This is a genomic window from Shewanella sp. SW1, from assembly GCF_025653545.1.
Classification (GTDB): Bacteria; Pseudomonadota; Gammaproteobacteria; order Enterobacterales; family Shewanellaceae; genus Shewanella; species Shewanella oncorhynchi.
In genome coordinates, this window is sequence record NZ_JAKKSG010000001.1 from 74,915 (window position 1) to 96,846 (window position 21,932).

Genomic DNA, 21,932 nt, shown 5'->3' on the forward strand with positions numbered 1-21,932 from the left:
CTTCTACCCGCTGTATTGGGTATTGCCATGCAGCGGGTAGCAAGAGCGGTTAGAATGGCATTTTTGCCTTGGAAACCTTATCGATATGACACAAGTACCGGATCAACCCACTCAAAAACGCCAGCGTGGCAGACCTAGCCGTATTTCCCGTGAGGCTATCGCTAGAGCCGCGTTGGAGATTGGAGTTGATCAAGCGACCATCCCAGCTATAGCGGCACATTTAAAGGTCGATCATTCTTCACTCTACCATCACGTAGCAGGTCGGAATGATGTTATCTCCATTGCCGCAGAGCTTGCAATTAATGAGCTGGACTGGCGAGCGCCAGCAGCCACAGATTGGCGGAGTGAATTGATCATATTGACCGATGCCATTTGGACACTCTATGAGCGTCATCCTGGCCTCGCTGAATCTATCCATCAGGCCAGTGTTACACCGTCATCGGGTATACGTTCTTTTGCTGAATCGGTCGAAAAGCTGCAACTCAAAGGCTTCTCCCTTGATGAGGCAGTGCTTGCCGTTGATATCTTAGTTGACATGGTGGGGGAGTGTTTTTTGGGATGGTGGTCAACCACTAAACCAGAAGCCGATGGCCGAACGCGTAAAGAGCGAATTATCGCAATTTGGGAAGATGAAGCCACCAAACTCCCTGATAAAGCTGAGCAGATAAATGCGATGGTAGACATCATGAAGGTCGGTGCCCGCAAATGGTGGGAGCGAAAACGTGACTTAGTGTTAGCGGGTATTGCCGTTACCCATGCTCAAAAGGCAGGGGGATCCGATAAGGTTCAAACATAGTGCATCGATATGAACATTTCATAGCGGCTGCAGATTAGTACAAGATTTATTGCGTATAGGAAGTATCAGTTTGTGAAGGTAGTTTATGCACTGACGTGCTTTTTTGTGCTTTGTTTCGCCTCACTGCTGCTAGGTGCAAAGTATGCCTCTGTGACGCAGATGCTGACGTTCTCGGATGATGTCTGGTTGGTGTTATCTGCAAGTCGTCTGCCGCGGCTCTTTGCCTTGATTTGCTCAGGCGCAGGGCTCGCTGTCTGTGGTGTGATTTTGCAGCAGATTGTGCAAAACAAGTTTGTTGAACCTGCTACTTGTGGCGGGCTTGATGCCGCCAAACTAGGCATATTAATTTCAATCATTCATGCTCCAAGTATGGGTGTCACCGCCAGAATGTTAGGCGCTTTGGTTTTTTGCCTGCTTGCGAGCTTAGCCTTTATTCTGATTATTCGTGGTATTCGGTATAAGAGTCCGGTGCTCATTCCAATTATTGGGATTATGTTTGGCAGTGTACTCAGTGCGATAGCGGAACTCTATGCCTATCAAAACAATATGATGCAGAGTATGCAGGGATGGATGCTGGGTGATTTTTCAAAAATCGTGCAAGGTAACTACGAAATCATCTATCTGATCCTTCCCATAGTCATGCTGACCTATCTTTATGCACAGCGCTTTACCATTGTAGGAATGGGCGAAGGCTTGGCTACCACACTAGGACTGAGTTATTTCAGTCTAGTTATCTTAGGGTTAGTACTGGTTTCCCTAACCATAGCCACCACAGTTATCACAGTCGGGAGTATTCCATTTATTGGTTTAATTATTCCTAACATTGTCGCTATGCGTTACGGCGATAATTTAAAACGCACTTTGCCTATTATCGCCTTTGCTGGCGCAACGCTATTGATTATCTGTGACCTACTTGGTCGGCTTATTTTATATCCGTTTGAAATTCCTATAGGTCTAACGGCAAGCTGTTTAGGTGGGCTCATCTTTTTAGTTATCGTTTGGAAAATCAAATGAAAAACAGTGCATGGCATTTTTTGAGCTGGGGGCTGCTTGTAATATTAGCAGTCACATTTTTATTGATGGGCTCAGGCTTTGATTTTGACTATGTCATACCGAATCGATTGGTGCGTTTGGGCACTATTTGCCTTGGTGGTGTCTGTATTGCGTTTTCTTCGATACTGTTTCAGACCTTAGCCGGAAATCGCATTTTAACGCCATCTATCATGGGGTATGAAGGGGTTTACTTGATTTTGCAGGCACTGTTGATCCTTATCTTAGGGACGGGCAGCAGTATTCTGATCACCGCTAACAGCAATTTCTTTGTCTCAGTCGTGGTGATGTTGCTTTACTCAATGGCGATTCACCGCTGGCTATTTAGCGGAGATCGACATGATGTGTTCTTCCTACTGCTTGTGGGCTTAGTGCTCACTGTGGTGTTAGGCAGTTTTACTCAGTTAATCCAATATTCTATCAGTCCCGGTGAGTTTTCTATTTTCCAGAGCTATAGCCTAGCGTCGTTCAACCGCGCTCAACCAGAGCAATTGCTTATCTCTCTAGTACTTGTCAGTGCCGTGTGTATTGCCGCTTGGAGAGTGCGTGCTGTACTTGATGTATTACTGATGGGGCGGGAGCAAGCTATCTCTCTTGGTATTGATTATCAAAAAGTGGTGCGCCTGCTATTGGGTCTTATCGCGGTATTGGTCGCAATATCAACCAGTTTAGTGGGGCCGACTGCTTTTATGGGGATATTTGTCGCGAACATGGCCTATGCACTGGCAAGGCATCCGTCGCACTCATTTACTTTGATAACAGGATGCGCCGTTGCTATCTCGGTTTTTCTGATCGCGCAAATGCTTGTTGAGCATCTGTTTAATTATCAAACCAGTGTTGGGCTGTTAATTAATCTATTTTGTGGCGCCTATTTCTTTGTCTTAATTCTTAAACCTCGGAGCGCAGTGTGATAACCGTCAATAACTTATATCAGTCTTATGGCGCGAAACCTGTGCTAAAAAATGTCACTGCACAATTTCCCGAACATCAGATGACTTCTCTTATCGGCCCCAACGGTGCCGGCAAAAGTACCTTACTGATGTCGATTGGTCGGTTACTGAATATCCAGCAGGGCGAGGTATTACTCAAAGGTACTGCTATCCACAATATTCCTTTGAAGGATTATGCCAAGCAAGTGGCAACCATGCGTCAGTTTAACAGCCTCAATTTACGCCTGACGGTCAGGGAGTTAGTGGCATTTGGTCGTTTTCCCTATAGCCAAGGGGCACTCACAAAGGAAGATCATCGCGCCATTGATGAAGCGCTGTCGTTTTTAGCTTTACAGTCATTAGCCAATGTATTTATTGATGAACTTAGCGGCGGACAACGCCAAATGGCTTTTCTGGCAATGGCGATTGCGCAGCAAACGGATTATTTATTGTTAGATGAACCGCTCAACAATCTGGATATGAAACATGCCGTTAGCATAATGCGGGCACTTCGCCATCTGTGTGACGATTACAAACGAACGGTAGTGTTAGTGGTTCACGATATCAATTTTGCAGCTAACTACTCCGACTATATTGTCGGTATGAAGCAAGGCGTTGTGCACTGCGCTGGACCCGTTGAAGAGGTCGTCACAGCACAAAGGTTAAAAGCACTGTACGAACTGGATCTTGAGGTGCTGAAAACGAGTCAAGGAACAGTATGTAACTATTTCAACTTCAACTTACAAGGAGAATACAAGTGACGTCGAAATGTAGAAGTGGGACTAAAGTGATAGCGATTCTGTTATTTAGCTCGGCTTTTTTGCTGGCCTGCGACAATAAAACTGAATCAGTACAACTTGCATCATTGGATACGAGTGCTTCAACGGCTGAGTTGGATTTTGCCCCGATAGAGGTAGAGCATAAGCTGGGCACTACTGTTATTACAAAACGGCCAGTACGTGTTGCGGCCCTAGATATGAATGAAGTCGACTATCTCGAACAGTTGGGTATTCCCATTGTCGGTATGCCAAAGGATTTTGTTCCTTACTACCTGAAAGACTACAGCAACAATAGTGATATCGTTGATTTAGGTGCTATCGTTCAACCCAATATGGAACGTATTTATGCACTTAAACCCGATTTGGTGCTGATGTCGTCCGTTCAAGCTAGTCACTATCAAGCGCTTTCCAATTTGGCACCAACCATTCATTTGGATATTGATTACCAAGACAGCAACAGCGATTACTTTGATATAGTCACAAAACACTTATTGATGCTGGGTAAATTATTCGATAAGCAAACCTTGGCAAAACATAAAGTGGATGAACTGGAAAGTAAGATCCACGCCGCCAGAATGATCATTAAGGACAGGCCAGAAAAAGCCTTGGTGGTGCTACATAATAATGGTGCTTTTCGATTTTTAGGTATTCGTTCACGCTATGGGTTCATTTACAGTGCGCTAGGGGTTAAACCCGCTAGCCTTTCAGAGCTGATGGGATTGCACGGTCAACCTGTATCAAGCGAGTTTATTCTTGAAAACAATCCCGACATCATTTACGTGGTTGACAGAACCGCAGTGATGGAGCGAAGCCCTGTATTGGATAAACAATCTATTGATAATCCTCTTTTGCGTGAAACTAACGCTTGGAAGACGGGGAACATTATTTTTGTGGATCCCGAGGCTTGGTATATCACAGGTGCGGGCATAACATCCCTTAATATTATGATTGATGATGTGTTAAAGGGTTATGTAAAGTAGCTGGCTGTAAATAGTCTATGGACTGCATAGCTAATGACTCATGAGATAAGTTACCTCTTGTAACATTTAAGCCCTACGGCTTAGGTAAATCGGTTTGCAACTTTAGTAGTGCTTAACATACAATCGCCTGCCAAATTATCTGAGGAAGTAGGGTTTGAATAGTGTGATACAAACAAGACGCACCCTAGCAATATGGCTTGCAGCCATATTGGTGCTATTGTCTGTTGCCATTGCTGTTCACAGTGTTTCCCATGCTAGTGAAGACTCCAAGGCCAATTGTTCGCTGTGCTTACATCAGCACCAGTTGCAACATGCGCTAACCAGTACACCCTTTCATTTTCAACTCGCTCAGCAGGGTTATATCTCGGTTGAGTTTCAGGCCGTTTCCTTTAAGCGACCTTTTAGTCGTTTCTTCAATAGTCGTGCTCCGCCTATAACAGCATAAGTTACTGTTTATTCAATTTATCTTAATTAACTTTGAGCGCCTTGGCTTAGCTAAGGCGCCGATGCTGTTTATTTTCGGAGTGAAAATGACTTTTTTTTATGTCCCTAAGCGCACTGCGCAGTTGCTGGGCGCCTTATTTGTGCTCAATCCTATTTCAATGCTGTTGGCCGCAGAAAGCAGTCAATCGAGTTCACAAGCTATTGATACTGTGAGTGACGCAGTGCTTGACACTGACATTGAACGTTTAAGTATCCACTATCGCCAAGCCTATCGTGGCAATGTGTCCTCAACTAAACTTCCCCAAGCGATCAGTGTGCTAGACGAGAAATTGATAAAAGATGCGGGGCTGACGCGGTTTCAAGATGTACTGGACTATTCCGCGAGTGTGGCGCGGCAAAACAATGGCGGTGGTTTATGGGATAGTTTTTCCCTACGCGGCTTTCCGGGCAACGAAAACATGCCATCGGGGTATTTAATCAATGGCTTTAATGGTGGCCGAGGTTTTAGTGGTCATAGAGATTTATCAAACGTTGCCTATGTCGAGATTTTAAAAGGCCCAGGTTCGGCACTTTATGGCCGCTCGGAGCCCGGTGGCACAGTTAATATCGTCACTAAGAAACCCCAATATGAAACCAGTGGATATTTAAAAGCATCGGCTGGGAGTTTCGACCAATATCGGTTAGAAGGTGATGTGACCTCAGGTTTAACCGATAACTTGGCATTTCGGATTAATGGCGCTTGGCAGGAACACGATAGTTTTCGTGATTATGTGTTTAGCGATAAAAAAATCGTTACGCCGTCTGTGCGTTGGCAGATTTCCGAAAAGGCTTCTTTGCTATATGAAATGGAATACCTCAAGCAGGAACAGCTATTCGATCGCGGCATTATTGTGCTCAATAACGATATTAATACCGTACCACGCTCGCGTTATTTAGGTGAGCCTAATGATGGCGCAACGGAGGTGAATGCCACAGGGCATCAGCTGACCTATGACTATGAATTAAATGATGATTGGTCATTAACTGCTGGCTATAACTATCGAGACTCTAGCTTGAAGGGGTATTCGTCTGATGCAGAGTTAGCAAAGGGGCGGCAATCGCTATTTGATGATGGTCGCACGCTGACTAGGCAGCACAGATATCGTGACTACGCCTCTGAGGACAATTCACTGCGTCTAGAGTTAAGTGGTCATGTGGATACGGGTTTTATTCGTCATAATTTGCTGCTCGGTGCCGATGCCTATCACTACAATTTGAAGACGGGGCTATATCGTTATCGGGGCAAAAAAGGTGAATATGCCATCGATATCTATGCCCCTCAATACGGTGGGCCTCAGCCAGAGGTGAGTTTGTTGTATGAGAATAACGAGACTCAAAAGGCGTGGGGGACCTATCTGCAAGATCAAATGGATTTAACTGAAAAGTGGAAGTTGCACCTTGGGTTAAGGTTCGATAGTTATCAGCAAGATATCAGTGAAGTCGCGAAAGATACTCTGTCAGAGCAAACCGATAGTCGAGTCAGCCCCAAGGTGGGTCTGGTGTATTTATGGTCCGATGCCTTAAGTTTCTATAGCTCTTATTCTGAAGGCTTTTTACCGCTTTCTGGAACTGACTTTGCGGGTAAGCCCTTCGAAGCGGAAGAGAGTCAGTCGGTTGAACTGGGGATGAAGTTTAATGGTACTTGGTTAAACGATCTTCCTATAAACGGTAGTTTAGCCGTGTTCGATGCTCAAAAGAGCAATATCTTGACCTCAGATCCTATCAATGTTGGTTTTTCTGCCACCTTAGGTAAAGCTAAAAGTAGCGGGGTTGAACTCGATTTAGCCGCCGAACTGACGGAGGATTTACAAGCAAAATTATCCTATGCCTATTTGAATACCCGTACCGCCAATGACAGCTTGAATCCTGATTGGGGCGTGCTCATTCCTGCAGGTAGTCCACTGGTGAATGTGCCAAAGCATACCGCGAGTGTGATTCTGAAACAGGATTTGAATCGGCTTTCTATTGATGGTCATCTAGGGCTTAGCTGGCGTTATGTGGATTCGCGCCTCGGTGATTCTGCCGATCCGAGTTTTCAATTGCCTTCTTATCAGTTAGTTGGGTTGTTTATGAACACCCACTTAAGCGACAACTTAAGCCTTGGAGTGAATCTGGATAACTTACTGGATGAACATTACATCGCGAGTAGCTATTCCGCTCTTTGGGCCGTGCCGGGTGAGCCACGTAGCATTAAAGTGAGTGTCAGCTATGAATTCTAATATCAGTGCTAACCCAGCGTTATCTTCAGGTTTTGCTGAGCAAGAACTGGGTCGTTCTATTGGCCGCACCCGGATTAATAGTATCGATATGATGCGCGGCATGGTGATGCTTATCATGTTACTCGACCATGTGCGGGAGCGGTTTTTCTTTCACATGCAGGTGAGCGATCCTATGGATTTGAGTTCGACCTCTTGGGGGCTTTTTGTGAGTCGCTTTGCCGCCCATTTTTGTGCGCCGGTCTTTGTGTTCTTAACCGGGGTTTCTGCATGGCTCTATGCCAATCGTAGCCATGGCGAGCCACGTTCAGCACGTATGTTTTTGATTAAACGCGGGCTATTTTTAATCGCGCTGGAAATTTTAGTGATTAACGTCTCTAACCTCTCTTGGATGGTCAGCTATTACACCCTTTGGTTACAGGTGATTTGGGTGATTGGTCTGAGTATGTTAGCGCTCGCTGCGCTGATAAACCTGCCTAGACCTTGGATGGCCCTTTTAGGATTTGCGATTGTTTTTGGCCATAATCTGTTGACGCCAATTGGTTTTCAGCCCAGTGAGTGGGCTTACGGTCTGTGGACCATATTGCACGACCGCGGTTATCTCGTCAGCGAAGGTGCGCTTAGGGTTAAGGTGAGTTATCCCGTGCTGCCTTGGATTGGGGTGATCTTACTGGGTTATGTTGCAGGGCCACTTTTTAGTAATAAGCCGAACGGAAGCCATCTTGATGCATCGGCTCGCCAGCAAAAGCTATTGTTTTTAGGGATCAGCTGTTGGGTACTTTTTGCGGTGTTACGTGGGTTTAACCTTTATGGCGAAACCTTGCCTTGGCTGTCGGGGGCACATTTGGGTGAAACCTTGATGTCGGTATTTAATTTAACGAAATACCCGCCATCATTAAGCTTTTTACTGGTGACCTTAGGCGGCATGTTTTTTTGCTTAGTGGCCTTTGAGCGGTATTTTGCATCAAGTGGGAAAGTGGATGGGAGATTAGCACGAGTCGGCCATGGGTTGTCTGTGTTTGGCTCAGTGCCTATGTTCTTCTATATCTTGCATTTGTACGTGCTGTTACTGCTGTATACTTTAGCTAAATTCATCTTTGGCGCAAACCATGGTGAGTACTTTGGCGTGAACAATATAGGATGGGTTTGGTTTATCGCGGGCGTGTTAGCCATCGCATTGTATTATCCCGTTAAGCGATTTAGCGAGTATAAAAAACACAGCACTCAGGCTTGGATTAAGTACCTCTAATCTATTCTGTGTATCAAGCTTTAAAGACAAAAGTCGCCAAGTGTTTACTTGGCGACTTTTTTGCTTTGGTCAGAGCAATAATCTATTTAGCGATTATTCTGCGAGTAAGCTGCGTAGCATCCAGGCATTTTTCTCATGCTGTTGGATGCGCTGGGTGAGCAAGTCCGCAGTTGCCTCATCATTCGCTTGATTCACCAGCGGATACAAGGCTCTGGCATTGCGGATTACTAGCTCCTGATCGCTTAATAGTTCGCGGATCATGGTTTCGGCTTGAGTGACACCTTGATCTTCTTTTATCTCGGTCAGCGCGGCATAAGCTGAATATGAACCGAGTGCTCTGGCGCCTAATGCACGTACACGCTCTGCGATAAGGTCGACCGCAAGGGCAAGTTCGGTATACTGCTGTTCAAATAGCAAGTGTAAGCTAGTGAACATTGGGCCAGTAACGTTCCAGTGAAAGCTATGGGTCTTAAGGTAAAGACTGTAGCTGTCAGCCAATAGTTGGTTTAGCCCTGCGGCGATTTCTTCTCTGTGAGCTTGATTGATACCTATGTTAATCATGGCGTTTTCCTTCTATTGTCTTACTGAGTGTGTTTAGTCTAATCTTCTGATATTAAATGTAAAATGAGTAAATTAGATTTTGTAAATCTATAAATTCGATTGAACTTTCGAGTGTTAAATCTCGTAAGCGATAAAGCCAGATATCATCTCCTTTCGCCGTGCAGCAGTAACAATGCCATGGCAGAACTGCTATCCTAGCGGGATATTGTGAGTCGATACTTTAATTGAATAAAACTGACCCTAATGAATAAATCAGCCTATTTAACCGCCATGAATGTGACAACTTGGCGAGTGCGCGACACTAAGGTGAAACCTTATTTAGTGATTTGGGATGAAAACGGTGAGTTACCAGAAGCAGAGCCGCTTATTGACGCTGTGCTAACGCTTATCGACATAAAGCGTGACGAATGTGATTTTGACTGTGAGCCCCATACGGGTAAACAGATCGTTTGGGATCTGCGACGTCACAAAGTCAGGCCACGTACCGCATGGTTAGTGTCTGAGCCGTTGGCCGATTTATTAGTGGGTTGGCAGGCTAAAAGCGCGCTCTGGCAGCAGATTTACCAATGGCGCGACCAAGTTAGCGGCCAAGCGCCAAGTAAGTCTTAAGCTCTACTCGTAAATACATTAATAACCAATACTTTGGAATACCGGCGTTGAACATCCCACCAGTAGATAGTCTATTCACAACACCATTCGCAGCACAATTGACCGCAGGTTTGCCTGTTGAGCTTGTGGCTCTCACGCTTGAAGATGTTCCCCAAATGGCGCAGCTTGAATCCTTGACCCATAGCCATCCCATGAGTGAGGGGAATCTTGCCGATTGTTTTGGTCACTTGTACCGTGTCCTAGGTTTAAAGCTGAGAGCTCACTTAGAGGTAGATGCAAATACTGAGGCAAATATTGACGTCGCTTCGGATTCAGATACTTATCACGTCGAAGGACTCTTAGGGTTTGCGATAGTGCAGCAAATTATCGATGAAGTGACTTTATTGGATATTTGCCTATTACCGAGTCAGCAGGGCAAAGGTTACGGTAAGTTATTACTCAAGGCTGTGATGGCATCGGCCAAGGTATCGGGCGCTGTGGTGCTTATGTTAGAAGTGCGAGAGTCCAATTTTGCCGCCCGTGCTTTATATCAACAGGCTGGCTTTATTGAGTCGGGACGTCGTAAAGGTTACTACCCGATAGAGGGCGGTAAAGAAGATGCTATCTTGATGGATTTAGCGATAACCCAAGAATAAGCAGAGCATTAGCGTTCATGTCGTATAACGACAGCTATACGAACCACTCTTCATAAATAACAGTCATAAAAACAGCCAATAAAAAACAGCGCCTAAGCGCTGTTTTTCTATTTTAATAACCTTGAAATCTACATCACCTAAGCTCTGCATCTAAGCAAGAAGGTTATTTCACTTCTTTACCTTGGGCTTGCAGATCCGCATGGTAGCTTGAGCGCACTAATGGACCACAGGCTGCATGGGTAAAACCTAATTCATCGGCTAAGGCTTTAAGCTCATCAAACTCGGCTGGTGGCACATAACGTTCAACCGGCAAATGGAACTTAGACGGCTGTAGGTATTGGCCTAAGGTCAGCATTTCAACTTTATGTTCACGCAGATCACGCAGTACTTGAGCGATCTCTTCGTTGGTTTCACCCAGTCCCATCATCAGGCCTGATTTAGTGGGCACATTTGGATGACGTTCTTTAAAGCGTTTTAGCAGATCGAGCGACCATTGGTAATTCGCACCTGGGCGCGCTTTACGATAATGCATGGGCGCCGTTTCTAAGTTGTGGTTAAACACATCAGGCGGTTCAGTCGATAAAATATCTAAGGCAGCATCGATACGACCACGGAAATCAGGCACTAAGGTTTCGATCTTGATGTCCGGATTAAGCTTGCGGATCTCACGGATACAATCGGCAAAATGCTGTGCGCCACCATCACGTAAATCGTCACGATCTACAGAGGTAATCACCACATATTTTAGCTTCATATCGCGGATAGTTTGCGCCAATTTAACTGGCTCTTCAGCATCAGGCTTAAGCGGACGACCATGGGCCACGTCGCAGAATGGGCAACGACGAGTACAAATCGCACCCAAAATCATAAAGGTTGCTGTGCCGTGGTTGAAGCATTCCGCGAGGTTAGGGCAAGAGGCTTCTTCACAGACCGAGTGCAGGCCATTTTTACGCAGCGCTTGCTTGATGTCTAAAATGCGTTGATTCGATGCCGGCAGTTTAACCCGTAACCAATCGGGTTTACGCAACATAGTGTCGCGCTCTGATGGGACGATTTTGACCGGAATACGAGACACTTTATCGGCATCTCTTAGTTTTACTCCGGGTTGTAAACGTTCAGGCCTATTCATGACGCTGCTAATCCTTGATGATGAACTAGGTGTTGATAGCCCAGTAATTGGCTAAAAGTAATAGTAAGTTGCTCGCCCGCTTCAATCACGGTTTGTGGTCCGCCAAGTGCTTTGCATTGCACCATTTCAAGACCGGCATAACCGCAAGGGTTGATGCGGCGAAATGGTGCTAAATCCATATCGACATTGAGGGCTAATCCATGGAATGAACAGCCTTTACGAATGCGTAATCCGAGGGAGGCAATTTTACGTTCATTCACATATACGCCCGGCGCATCGGCCTTGGCATAAGCGTTAATGTCGTACTTGGCGAGCATATCGACAATGCTTTGCTCTATATGAGTAACGAGTTGACGCACGCCGACTTTACTACGTTTTATGTCGAGAAGAGGATATACCACTAGTTGTCCAGGGCCGTGGTAAGTGACTTGGCCACCACGGTCCACTTGGATCACAGGAATATCGCCAGCATTCAAAATATGCTCGCTTTTACCAGCTTGGCCTTGGGTAAACACGGGTGGGTGTTCTACTATCCACAGCTCATCTGGGCTCTCACTATTACGCGTGTCAGTGTAGTGCTGCATGGCATGCCACACTGATTCGTAATCTTGTTTTCCAAGATGCCGAATGTGCAAAGTCGTGTCTTGCAAGGGCAACCTCTCCCCTTAGAATTGAGTGGCGCTATTATACGCCTCTTGACCATAAATGTAAGACAGATCACATTTCATGGCCTTGAGGAATATTTATAGTACGCGGCGTACGCCTTCGATGGCGGCAAGTTCAGTGTACAAAATTTCGATATGGTCTTTGCTGGTCACTGTCACGCGGATAGTAATGGAGTGATAGCTACCTTTGCTCGACGTTTTTGTCGAAGGTGAATAATCACCCGGTGCATGTTTTTGTACCACAGCCACGACTTTGTCAGTTAGCGTTTCGTGGGCTTCACCGACGACCTTAAAAGGAAATGCGCAAGGGAAATCCATCAGTTCATCAAATTTAGTGTCTAACATACTCAGTACTCTTAGCGGCTATATTGGGATATATATGGTGGCGATTATACCCGATTCAAGGGCGATGCACTCCCCAAAAAAATAAAGCCACCCTAAGGTGGCTTTATTTATGGGACTTAGCTTAGCTAAACCATCCAGAAAACATCTGCTTAAAGTAATCGACTAATTTACTAAACCAGCTACCTTCGTTGACTTCTTGCAACGTCACCAGTGGGAACTGGGCAATGTCTTTACCATCAAGTTGGAAGAATAGACGGCCTACAGTTTCACCTTTTTTCAACGGTGCATCTAATGGCTTAGTCAATTCGAAGTTTGCTTTCAAGTCTTTACCGCGGCCACGGCTGATCGTAATAGGTGTATCTGTTGCGACGCCTAAATCAACAGTGCTCTTGTCACCGTACCATATTTGTTGGGTTGTGAAGCTATCACCCGCTTTGTAAGGCGTGACAGTTTCAAAGAAACGGAAGCCATAGGTCAGTAACTTTTTACTTTCAGCTTTACGGGCTGATTCACTTTGAGTACCCAGAACCACAGAAATCAAACGCATGCCATCTTTGGTTGCAGATGCCACTAAGTTATAACCTGCACCAGAGGTGTGGCCTGTCTTGATACCGTCCACGCTCATGCTGTTATCCCACAACAAACCATTACGGTTATATTGTTTGATACCGTTGAAGGTATAAAATTTTTCGCTATAGATGCGGTATTCTTCTGGAACGTCGCGGATTAAGGCTGCACCTAACAATGCCATATCATAGGCGGTTGTTTTGTGGTTTTCTGAGTCTAAGCCATGGGAGTTTTCGAAGTAGCTATCACGCATACCCAGCTGTTTTGTCCATGAGTTCATCATGTCAACGAAGGCGCCTTCGGTGCCAGCGATATGCTCTGCCATAGCCACACACGCATCGTTACCCGATTGGATGATGATACCGCGGTTTAAATCTCCGACTTTAACGGTAGTACCGACTTCAATGAACATCTTAGAGGAGTCAGAGAAGTTTTTAGACCAGGCATTTTTACTGATAGTCACATCATCATCGACCGAGACATTGCCCGCTTTGATTTCTTGACCTATGACATAGCTGGTCATCATTTTAGTTAGGCTGGCTGGGTTAAGGCTTTCATAAGCGTTACTCTCAGCGATAATCTGGCCCGAATTATAATCCATCAAGACGAAAGCCTTGGCGGCCACTGCTGGTGCATCAGGTGTAATAATAGGCTGCGCAGCATAAACGGGGAGAGACACACTGGAAATTAGCAGCAATGTTTTAATGGGACTTTTTACAAAATTCATCATTAACTTGGCACGTCTTTTGGTTGTATTAAATGGAAAGGATTCGAGAAGATCTCCAACAGTGTACCACTTTCTGACTGTGGGTTTTAGTGAAGGTTCCTTCATCTCTATTTTTAAATCAATTCTGGTCCGAGCAAACAGTCATTACTCATGGACTATATAGCCCTCAGGAAACCCATTTTGCTGGACGTTATTGAGCAGTTTGTCTGCTAATTCAGGTTGGCCTATGGGGCCGAGCTGTAGTCTAAACATATTGTTTGCGGCTTGTACACGGGTCTTTACCTGATATTTTCGCTCCAGATTTTTCGCCATGGTATTGAGTTTGGCTTTATCTTTCGATGCGACTAACTGAATGTAATGATTACCTGTATCTTGCGCGCTGGCAATAGCCGAATTAGTGGCCGCGACACTGCCGACATACACCACATCGAGTTTGATCCGCGCGGTTCCTTTGCCGAGCATGCCGAGTTTATAGGCGGCGGCGTAGGAGACGTCGAGAATACGGTCTGAGTGGAATGGCCCGCGATCGTTGATACGAATGGTCACTTGCTTATTGTTATCTAAGTTAGTGATCCGAGCATAACTTGGTAGTGGCAGCGTTTTATGGGCACCCGACATGGAATACATGTCATAGGGTTCACCATTGGATGTCTCATAGCCATGAAATTTTTCACCGTACCATGAGGCACGGCCCGTTTCACTAAAACCTTGGCCTGTGTTCATCACAGTGTAAGACTCGCCGTAAACAGTATAGGGCTTGTTACCGCGGCGACTATAGGGTTCGTATTTAGGCGTGGCATTTGGCACATGATCCACATTGGGTGGATTGAGTGGCAGCTTGTCATTCTTTAGCGAATAGCGCCCCTTGTTGGGGTCCATATTTTTTTTGTTTGTGCTGGAGCTAGCTTGGTTTGGGCTCGAAGAACACGCAACAAGTGTGAAGCACGCAACCAAAGCGACAAGCTGTAAAAGATTATTTTTTAGCGGCATGCTGTTCCTTTAATTGTTGGCTAAATTGATAAACGGCCATTGAATACAAAGGACTGCGATTATAGCGAGTGATTACATAAAAATTGTTTAAGCCAAGCCAATAATCATCGTGATCGGCTTGTTCCAGTTTAATGAGTAAGGCTTTTTGCGAGACATCCAAGTCCCTCGCATCAGCCAAGGACAAGGTTGGCGTTAGAATATTGGCGACTTTATAATTGAGCTTTTCGCCTGCCCATACTTTCGCTTTTGGCGCTGTTTGGCTGCTATTGACCAGCGGCAAAGCAACGGGTGCATTGGCTTGCCAACCGTGTTCATGGAAATAATTGGCGACACTGCCAATCGCATCCTCTGGGCTTTGCAATAAATCGCGGTTACCACTGTTATCGAAATCGACGGCGTAATGGCGGTAACTTGAGGGAATAAACTGCCCATAACCCATGGCACCCGCATAGGAGCCTTTGAGGGTATTGATATCTAAGTGTTCTTCTTTGACTAATTTCATCAACTCACCAAATTCCTTGCGGAAAAAGGTGGCGCGAGGCGGATAGTGAAAACCTAAGGTATAGAGGGAATCAATCACAGGGTAATTACCAGTGAACTGCCCGTAGAAGGTTTCAATCCCAATAATGGCAACGATAATCTGTGGGTCGACTTGGTACTTAGCTGCGGCTTTAGCAATGGTTTTCTCGTGTTTTTTCCAAAAAGCGAGCCCTGCATCAAGACGTTTTTCTGTTAAAAAAATCGGGTAATACACATGCCAAGGTTTTGCTTCCCATGGACGGGTCATCGCATCGATAACCCCTTGGTTGTATTTTGCTTTATCGAGAAAAGCGAGCACTTCTGTCCGAGTAAAACCTTGTTTTACTTGAGCTTGGATAAACTCTTCTTTGAGTTCAGCGGGATTGGCGGGTGCGACTTCAGCGGCCGGAGCCACTGGCATGCTTGAAGCGGGTGCCTGCGCGGGTGTCGGTTCATTTGCCGTGGTGCATGCGACTAAGCATGAACTTAAACACAGTAAACCGAGTGGAGCCAAATAAGCTCGGAGAGTAGGCATAAAAAAGTCCCTAAAATTATCTATCTACGAAACGTCTATGGGTATGAATGCTCATAAGAATGCCAAACCCTGTCATCAATGTCAGCATGGAGGTTCCACCATAACTGACAAGGGGCAGTGGTACACCTACCACGGGCAGGATACCTGAAACCATGCCAATATTCACAAAAACATAAACGAAAAACGTCAGCGTGATACTGCCAGCCAGTAGACGAGCGAAACTGGTTTGTGCGCGAGAGGCGATGACTAACCCACGGCCTATGATGTAAAGGTACATAACTAACAGTAAGATACTGCCAATTAAACCAAATTCTTCACCGATCACCGCAAAGATAAAATCGGTATGGCGCTCGGGAATAAACTCAAGCTGTGATTGAGTGCCTTCGAGCCAACCTTTGCCCCAAAGTCCACCTGAGCCGATGGCGATTTTCGACTGGATAATGTGATAACCCGCGCCGAGGGGATCTTGCTCTGGATCGAGCAAGGTTAATACCCGCGTTCTTTGGTAATCGTGCATCAAGAAATACCAAAGGATAGGCAGGAAGGCGAGTACTGCCGCGATAAAGCTGCCAACAATGATCCAGCTCATACCCGATAAAAACAGCACAAAAATCCCCGATGCAGCCACCAAAATTGAGGTGCCTAAGTCGGGTTGTTTAGCGATCAATAGGGTTGGTACGAGTAAAATCACTCCTGCGCCAGCGAGGTAACGTTTCTTGGGGGGAAGAGGGAACTTACTGATATACCAAGCCATTGTGATGGGGAAGGCGAGTTTAATAAGCTCAGATGGTTGGAACTCCATAAAGCCTAAGTTCAACCAGCGCTGCGCGCCTTTATTGATTTCACCGAAAAAGTGTACCCCAAGCAGCAAGACAACCCCCGCAAGATAAATGGGTAATGCCCAACGTTTAAGCGCTTCAGGATTGATTTGTGCCATGGTAAACATGATGCCTAGCGACAACACCATACGGAATAGTTGTCGTTCCATCATCTCTAAATCTGCACCGCTGGCAGAATAGATGACAAACAGGCCAAAGCCCATCACAGCTAATAGTCCGAGCAATAATGGCAAGTCTATGTGCAAGCGTTGCCAGATGTTTTGATATTGGCTATGGGTACTCATGGTATGGGTTTCCAAGTATCTCTAAGCATATATTCATCGAGCATAGCTCGAGCGACTGGGCCAGCATTTGCGCCGCCCCAACCTGCGTTTTCCATCACGACGGCGAGGACGATTTTAGGATCCTCGAAGGGCGCATAGGCCACAACTAAGGCATTATCGCGGAAATGTTCGGCAATTTTACTGGCATCGTATTTAGTATTTTCCGCCACGCCGATGACCTGTGCAGTACCGGTTTTCATTGCGGCAGTGTAAGTGGCATCGGTAAAGCGTGACTTATTTGCAGTTTGGCGCATAGCTTCGTTGATGATATTCCAGTTACGGGGATTTTTAAGTTCAATTGGCGGTAACTCATTAATCGGTGAGTCAATTTTGGCAGTATTGTCTTTAATGGATCTCAGCAGATGTGGCGGGAGACGGCGGCCTTTGTTGGCCATAATCCCAACGGCATTAGCGAGTTGTAATGGCGTTGCCGTCCAATAACCTTGGCCAATACCGACGGAAATAGTGTCGCCTATATACCAAGCTTGATTGTACTTTAAGCGTTTCCATTCCTTGGATGGCATGTTGCCAGCCGATTCTTCAAAGATATCAATCCCTGTATTTTGGCCAAAGCCAAATTGCTCCATAAAGCGGGCGATATGATCGACACCGACCTTATAGGCTAACTCATAGAAAAAGGTATCGCAGGATTCTACAATCGCGCTATAAACGTTGACCCAGCCATGCCCCCAGCGTTTCCAGTCGCGGTATTTACGTTCAACACCAGGTATTTGCCAAAAACCGGGATCCCACACTCGGGTACTCTCGCTAATGGCTTTCTCATCAAGGCCTAACAGTGCGAGGTGAGGCTTGATGGTAGACGCAGGTGCATATTGACCTTGAGTCGCGCGATTGATCAAAGGGCGGGATTTATCATTGAGTAACGCACTGTAATCTTTACTATTAATGCCTTGTACAAACTGGTTTGGATCATAGCTTGGGCTCGATACCATAGCTAATACTCCACCGTCACGGGGATCGATGGCAACAATAGAACCACGCAGACCTGTGAGTAGTTCCACCGCTTTTTGTTGCAGCTTGAGATCTAAGGTGAGGTAAATATCTTGCCCCGGCTCTGGCGGAACAATTTTTAAGGTGCGAATGGCGCGGCCGCGGTTGTTCACTTCTTCTTCTAAGTGTCCGGGTTTACCATGCAGCAAAGATTCATAAAATTTTTCAATGCCTTGCTTACCAATGTCTTTGGTTGCCGCATAGTTTTTCCACAGATCGCTGCGTTCAAGTTGGGCGCGATCTCGGGTGTTAATTTTACCTACATAGCCCAGCACATGGGTGATTTGCGCGCCGTAGGGATAGTTACGTTTAAGACCCGCTTCGACCGAAATCCCCGGAAATCTGTGTTGGTTAACACTGAAAATGGCCACTTGTTCTTCGGTGAGCTGGTTTTTGAGTGTTAGCGGTTTGAAACGGCGATGAAATTTCAGGGCGTCAGTAAAGGTTTCGCGCTCGTCATCGCTGATCTCAATTAACTTGCCGAGTTCATCTAAGGTCTCTGACATGTTACTGATTTTTTCGGGCACGAGATCGAGGGAATAAAAGGGTAAATTTTCAGCTAAAAGTATACCGTTGCGATCGTAAATGAGACCACGACTAGGGGCAATTGGAACAACACGGATGCGATTATCATTTGAGCGAGTTGCATAATCTTTATAGGATTCAACCTGTAAATGATAAAGGTTGGTGACTAATACGCAAAATAGAGCGAAAACGCAAAAAAAAGTGAAAAGCGCCCTGCGCTTAAAAAGAGACGCCTCGGCGGCGTGATCATGCATTGTTATCCGCTTTTTTGGCGACACTTATGCTATCTCCGGCTGATCCCATGACGGGTGGTTGACACTCGTTAACATCAAGATCCCGCTATTCTCTATGGTAGGGGTGATTCGTGTTCACGCTCCACGCGCGGTACAAACTTTCGGCAACCACCACCCGTACGAGTGGGTGAGGTAAGGTTAATGCCGATAGACACCAACTTTGGTTTGCCGCTTCTTTGCAAGCTGGTGCTAATCCTTCAGGTCCACCAATCAGTAAACTGACGTCGCGACCATCGAGTTGCCATTTAGTCAGTGCGGTTGCTAGCTCGGGGGTCGTCCAGTTTTTGCCGGGGAGATCTAAGCTAACAATATGATTGCCTTTGGGAATGGCCGCCAACATTTGTTCGCCTTCTTTTTGAAGTATCCGGACAATGTCGGCATTTTTCCCCCGCTTTCCAGCGGGTATTTCGATAAGCTCCAGCGCCATATCACGGGGAAAACGGCGCTGGTATTCTTCGAAACCACGGGTAACCCAATCGGGCATCCGTGTTCCTACTGCGATGAGCTGTAACTTCATCAGTCTTGCTTTTCTGACCAGAGCTTTTCAAGCTGGTAGAAATCACGGGTTTGATCTTGCATAACGTGCAGGATCACATCGCCCATGTCCACAAGAACCCATTCGCTGCTTTCGCGGCCTTCAACACCTAAAGGTGGAATACCGGCTTTTTTCGCTTCAACCACAAGGTTTTCGGCGATAGCTTTAACGTGAGTCTTTGATGTACCTGAACATATGACCATGTAGTCAGTGATGTTAGATTGCTTGCTGACATCCAGAACAACAACGTCTCTGGCTTTCAAGTCGTCGATCTTGTCGACAACAAACTGTTTTAATTCCGCGCTCTGCACGCTGGCGTACCTCATTAATTTTAAATAGCGCGGTAGTATACCAGTGTTGCTGCTGGGAATACATTGTCATTGGCAGTTGAGTTGGCGATATCTGCTTACGGTTCGAGCTAAGGTAAGTAAAGTCGTTGATTTTTGATGTAATCTAGCGTGACTGGCATGAGTAAGTCGGCGGGAATTTCGCCTTTTGCCAGTTGTTCACGGATTTGAGTTGAGGAAATATCTTGTGGTGTAATTGTCACAGGGAAAATCTGCCCACAGTTTTTATGGAGACTGCTAGCACGACCTTCGTCTGTCCCTTGGGGCGCTTGACTGCGGGCCGTCAATATCTGCTGCATAGGATGCTCTGCATCGAGCTGCCAACCCGGGCGCTGGCAGACAACGAGATGGGCAAAGTCGAATAGGCGTTGCCACTCATACCAGCTTTTTAATTGGAGGAAAGAGTCCATCCCCATGATAAAAAACAGCTTATCCTCAGGATGTAAGCTTTTCAGTTGCTCAAGCGTGATAACTGTGTAGGAAGGCGTGTCGCGTTTAGCTTCGATGTCGCACAGTGCAAATCCGTCGAGTTGCTGACAGACATCGGCTACCATTTTGAGGCGCTGTGTTGTGGTTAAGTTTGGCTGCTGTTTATGGGGCGGAATATGGTTCGGCATCAGCAGGATTTTATCCAAGGCTAATGCTTGCTTCACTTCAATCGCAGGACGGATATGACCATAGTGTATCGGGTCGAAGGTGCCGCCTAAAATACCAATACGCATATCAAGCCTTTGGTTAACCTATGATTAGTCTATGGCTATATGTGCCAGATGCCGATGGGCTCTAGGATCAAATAACAGACACAGGTGGCTCAGACCAGTCCAATCCTCTTTCCCCTGTTGCTTTAAGTTGAGCTCAAGTTTCGAGGCGAGGGCGAGCATATGTTCGAGTTGTTCAAGGCTGAGTCGTTGCAGCGCCGCTTGATACAGTGGTTTACGTTTATCCCAAATTCGATGTTTACCCCAGAGTGCACTGAGCGCAACGCCTTGGGCTTGCTCGCATTTCAAATTGAATAACAAACCGAGTTCTTTAAACAAGGCCCACAGCAGGATAGGTAAGGCAGTGCCTTCGCCATTGAGCTGGGCTAGCATGTGCTGCGCGCTATCCTGTTTATTATTCAGCAATGCATCCGTGAGTTGGAATACGGTGAAGCGCGACTGATCTTCAAAATAGTGGCCCAGTTCGTCGGCACTGACGGGGTTTGCTGGGCTCAGGAGTTGCAGCAATTGCATGGCTTGATCGGCAGCTAGTAAATTCCCTTCATACAGAGAATGCAGCATAGCACGGGCATCAGGCTGCAGATTGAGCTTAAAGTGCTTGATGCGGCCATCAAGCCAGCGCATAAACTGCTCGCCCTCTGGCGTGGCGCAGGGCAGATACATGCCATGGGCATCTAAGGTCTTAAACCATTTACTGTTGGTTTGCTCTGTGGCGAGCTTTGGCCCTTCGATAATCAACAGCATATCGGGATTGGGCGTCTGCAATAGGGCTTGCAGTGTGCTTGAGCCTTCGGCACCGGGCTTAGCTTGGGGAAGGGTTAGCTCAATCAAGCGTTTACTGGAAAACAGGCTCATGGCCTGCCATTCCTGAGTCAGATCGTTCCAATTAAAGCCCGTCTCTTGAATGAGTTGGACTTTCTCATCGAATCCCTGACGCTTGGCGAATTGGCGGATCTGATCTTTGGTGGTTTCAATCAACCAAGGATCATCCCCAAAAATCAGATAACAAGGAAATAACTGGTTAAGGTGGCGGGAGAGTTGGTCTGGATAGACTCTCATTTAATGATAGCCCCGCATTAATTCACCTCAGTACTGGCCATTGCCTGCAGAATACGATCGGCAGCTTGGATACGCATTTCCTTCGTCAGCAATTCCATTTCACGGCTCTTTGCCAATGCGGTACGTGGATCGTCTAAGTAGTCGCGGCGAATTTCAACCTTGAAAGGCTGTGCTTCTTTGCCCGGCAATGCCACAGCAAATTCGACTAAATAAATCAGCTCATACTCGGCGACGTTACCTGTTGGGTACAAAGATAATGTCGATCGCTCAAGGGAGTCGGTGATTAATCTTAATACTGGAACATTATCTGCGGCGTCGACAACTTGGATATTGTTCAAGCGCAGGCGTTCACGCACCAAACGAGTGAGTTCACTGTATTCATCCACACTGCTCAAACTCAAATGATTGAGGGCATCAGGGATCTGATAACTGCGTTGAAGCTTAAAACCGCAACCAGCGCTGGTCATAATGATCAGTGCCATGATTGCGAAGCATATGCGTTTGATTTGCATAGATT

At 46.2% G+C, this 21,932-nt stretch carries 24 protein-coding genes; 10 read left to right on the forward strand and 14 right to left on the reverse strand.

The window, feature by feature from the left end:
- The first annotated feature begins 85 nt into the window (after nucleotides 1–85).
- The 8 genes from L5M71_RS00380 (at nucleotide 86) to L5M71_RS00415 (ending at nucleotide 8,482) form a co-directional block, all read left to right on the forward strand.
- Nucleotides 86–796 carry a TetR/AcrR family transcriptional regulator gene (locus L5M71_RS00380; protein WP_263205826.1) on the forward strand — a complete coding sequence of 237 codons (711 nt, stop codon included), beginning with the start codon at nucleotides 86–88 and terminating at the stop codon, nucleotides 794–796.
- Nucleotides 797–868: 72 nt separating this feature from the next.
- Nucleotides 869–1,810 carry an ABC transporter permease gene (locus tag L5M71_RS00385; protein WP_263205829.1) on the forward strand — a complete coding sequence of 314 codons (942 nt, stop codon included), beginning with the start codon at nucleotides 869–871 and terminating at the stop codon, nucleotides 1,808–1,810.
- Nucleotides 1,807–2,757, forward strand: a complete 951-nt coding sequence (locus L5M71_RS00390; protein ID WP_263205831.1) for an iron chelate uptake ABC transporter family permease subunit — start codon at nucleotides 1,807–1,809, stop codon at nucleotides 2,755–2,757. Before L5M71_RS00385 ends, L5M71_RS00390 begins: the two co-directional genes overlap by 4 nt.
- Nucleotides 2,754–3,536, forward strand: a complete 783-nt coding sequence (locus tag L5M71_RS00395; protein ID WP_113939275.1) for an ABC transporter ATP-binding protein — start codon at nucleotides 2,754–2,756, stop codon at nucleotides 3,534–3,536. Before L5M71_RS00390 ends, L5M71_RS00395 begins: the two co-directional genes overlap by 4 nt.
- On the forward strand, nucleotides 3,533–4,534 hold the full coding sequence (locus L5M71_RS00400) for a siderophore ABC transporter substrate-binding protein (RefSeq protein ID WP_263205833.1): 1,002 nt from the start codon (nucleotides 3,533–3,535) through the stop codon (nucleotides 4,532–4,534). Before L5M71_RS00395 ends, L5M71_RS00400 begins: the two co-directional genes overlap by 4 nt.
- A gap of 154 nt (nucleotides 4,535–4,688) precedes the next feature.
- Nucleotides 4,689–4,979 carry a DUF2607 family protein gene (locus L5M71_RS00405; protein ID WP_028761491.1) on the forward strand — a complete coding sequence of 97 codons (291 nt, stop codon included), beginning with the start codon at nucleotides 4,689–4,691 and terminating at the stop codon, nucleotides 4,977–4,979.
- 85 nt (nucleotides 4,980–5,064) lie between these two features.
- The gene (locus L5M71_RS00410) at nucleotides 5,065–7,236 is read left to right on the forward strand and encodes a TonB-dependent siderophore receptor (protein ID WP_263205835.1); all 2,172 of its coding nucleotides are present in this window, start codon (nucleotides 5,065–5,067) and stop codon (nucleotides 7,234–7,236) included.
- Nucleotides 7,226–8,482 carry a DUF1624 domain-containing protein gene (locus L5M71_RS00415; protein ID WP_263205838.1) on the forward strand — a complete coding sequence of 419 codons (1,257 nt, stop codon included), beginning with the start codon at nucleotides 7,226–7,228 and terminating at the stop codon, nucleotides 8,480–8,482. The genes L5M71_RS00410 and L5M71_RS00415 overlap by 11 nt, the downstream gene beginning before the upstream one ends.
- Nucleotides 8,483–8,575: 93 nt before the next feature.
- On the opposite strand, the gene dpsA is transcribed toward L5M71_RS00415, so the two are convergent.
- Nucleotides 8,576–9,043, reverse strand: a complete 468-nt coding sequence (dpsA, locus tag L5M71_RS00420) for a DNA starvation/stationary phase protection protein DpsA (RefSeq protein ID WP_263205841.1) — start codon at nucleotides 9,041–9,043, stop codon at nucleotides 8,576–8,578.
- Nucleotides 9,044–9,286: 243 nt separating this feature from the next.
- Between dpsA and L5M71_RS00425 the strand changes: the two genes are divergently transcribed.
- The gene (locus tag L5M71_RS00425; RefSeq protein WP_028761487.1) at nucleotides 9,287–9,652 is read left to right on the forward strand and encodes a hypothetical protein; all 366 of its coding nucleotides are present in this window, start codon (nucleotides 9,287–9,289) and stop codon (nucleotides 9,650–9,652) included.
- Nucleotides 9,653–9,699: 47 nt separating this feature from the next.
- A complete protein-coding gene (rimI, locus tag L5M71_RS00430; protein ID WP_411569128.1) occupies nucleotides 9,700–10,287 on the forward strand; it encodes a ribosomal protein S18-alanine N-acetyltransferase in 588 nt (195 codons plus the stop codon).
- Nucleotides 10,288–10,450: 163 nt separating this feature from the next.
- Here rimI and lipA read toward each other — a convergent pair whose 3' ends face one another.
- The 13 genes from lipA to lptE all read right to left on the reverse strand — a co-directional run bounded on the left by lipA (nucleotide 10,451) and on the right by lptE (nucleotide 21,927).
- A complete protein-coding gene (lipA, locus tag L5M71_RS00435) occupies nucleotides 10,451–11,416 on the reverse strand; it encodes a lipoyl synthase (RefSeq protein ID WP_028761485.1) in 966 nt (321 codons plus the stop codon).
- A complete protein-coding gene (gene lipB / locus L5M71_RS00440; protein ID WP_263205843.1) occupies nucleotides 11,413–12,066 on the reverse strand; it encodes a lipoyl(octanoyl) transferase LipB in 654 nt (217 codons plus the stop codon). Before lipB ends, lipA begins: the two co-directional genes overlap by 4 nt.
- A gap of 93 nt (nucleotides 12,067–12,159) precedes the next feature.
- Nucleotides 12,160–12,426 (reverse strand): DUF493 family protein YbeD, encoded by a 267-nt coding sequence (ybeD, locus tag L5M71_RS00445; protein WP_006082758.1) that lies wholly within the window; start codon nucleotides 12,424–12,426, stop codon nucleotides 12,160–12,162.
- Nucleotides 12,427–12,547: 121 nt separating this feature from the next.
- The gene (locus tag L5M71_RS00450; RefSeq protein ID WP_028761483.1) at nucleotides 12,548–13,723 is read right to left on the reverse strand and encodes a serine hydrolase; all 1,176 of its coding nucleotides are present in this window, start codon (nucleotides 13,721–13,723) and stop codon (nucleotides 12,548–12,550) included.
- 141 nt (nucleotides 13,724–13,864) lie between these two features.
- A complete protein-coding gene (locus L5M71_RS00455) occupies nucleotides 13,865–14,710 on the reverse strand; it encodes a septal ring lytic transglycosylase RlpA family protein (RefSeq protein WP_263205845.1) in 846 nt (281 codons plus the stop codon).
- Nucleotides 14,694–15,764: a lytic murein transglycosylase B gene (gene mltB / locus L5M71_RS00460; protein WP_263205848.1), complete on the reverse strand. Its 1,071-nt coding sequence runs from the start codon at nucleotides 15,762–15,764 to the stop codon at nucleotides 14,694–14,696. The genes L5M71_RS00455 and mltB overlap by 17 nt, the downstream gene beginning before the upstream one ends.
- Nucleotides 15,765–15,780: 16 nt before the next feature.
- Entirely contained in the window at nucleotides 15,781–16,887 is a 1,107-nt protein-coding gene (gene rodA, locus L5M71_RS00465; protein WP_113939282.1) for a rod shape-determining protein RodA, read from the reverse strand.
- Complete coding sequence (gene mrdA / locus L5M71_RS00470) at nucleotides 16,884–18,740, reverse strand: penicillin-binding protein 2 (protein ID WP_131523225.1); 1,857 nt, start codon at nucleotides 18,738–18,740, stop codon at nucleotides 16,884–16,886. Before mrdA ends, rodA begins: the two co-directional genes overlap by 4 nt.
- 61 nt (nucleotides 18,741–18,801) lie before the next feature.
- A complete protein-coding gene (gene rlmH / locus L5M71_RS00475) occupies nucleotides 18,802–19,272 on the reverse strand; it encodes a 23S rRNA (pseudouridine(1915)-N(3))-methyltransferase RlmH (protein ID WP_006082752.1) in 471 nt (156 codons plus the stop codon).
- Complete coding sequence (gene rsfS, locus L5M71_RS00480) at nucleotides 19,272–19,601, reverse strand: ribosome silencing factor (protein WP_006082751.1); 330 nt, start codon at nucleotides 19,599–19,601, stop codon at nucleotides 19,272–19,274. The genes rlmH and rsfS overlap by 1 nt, the downstream gene beginning before the upstream one ends.
- Nucleotides 19,602–19,708: 107 nt before the next feature.
- Nucleotides 19,709–20,359: a nicotinate-nucleotide adenylyltransferase gene (gene nadD / locus L5M71_RS00485; RefSeq protein ID WP_263176247.1), complete on the reverse strand. Its 651-nt coding sequence runs from the start codon at nucleotides 20,357–20,359 to the stop codon at nucleotides 19,709–19,711.
- Nucleotides 20,360–20,383: 24 nt separating this feature from the next.
- Nucleotides 20,384–21,415, reverse strand: coding sequence for a DNA polymerase III subunit delta (gene holA / locus L5M71_RS00490; RefSeq protein ID WP_173243234.1), 1,032 nt, complete (start codon nucleotides 21,413–21,415; stop codon nucleotides 20,384–20,386).
- A 17-nt stretch (nucleotides 21,416–21,432) separates the two neighbouring features.
- Nucleotides 21,433–21,927 (reverse strand): LPS assembly lipoprotein LptE, encoded by a 495-nt coding sequence (gene lptE / locus L5M71_RS00495; protein ID WP_263205852.1) that lies wholly within the window; start codon nucleotides 21,925–21,927, stop codon nucleotides 21,433–21,435.
- Nucleotides 21,928–21,932: the final 5 nt, after the last annotated feature.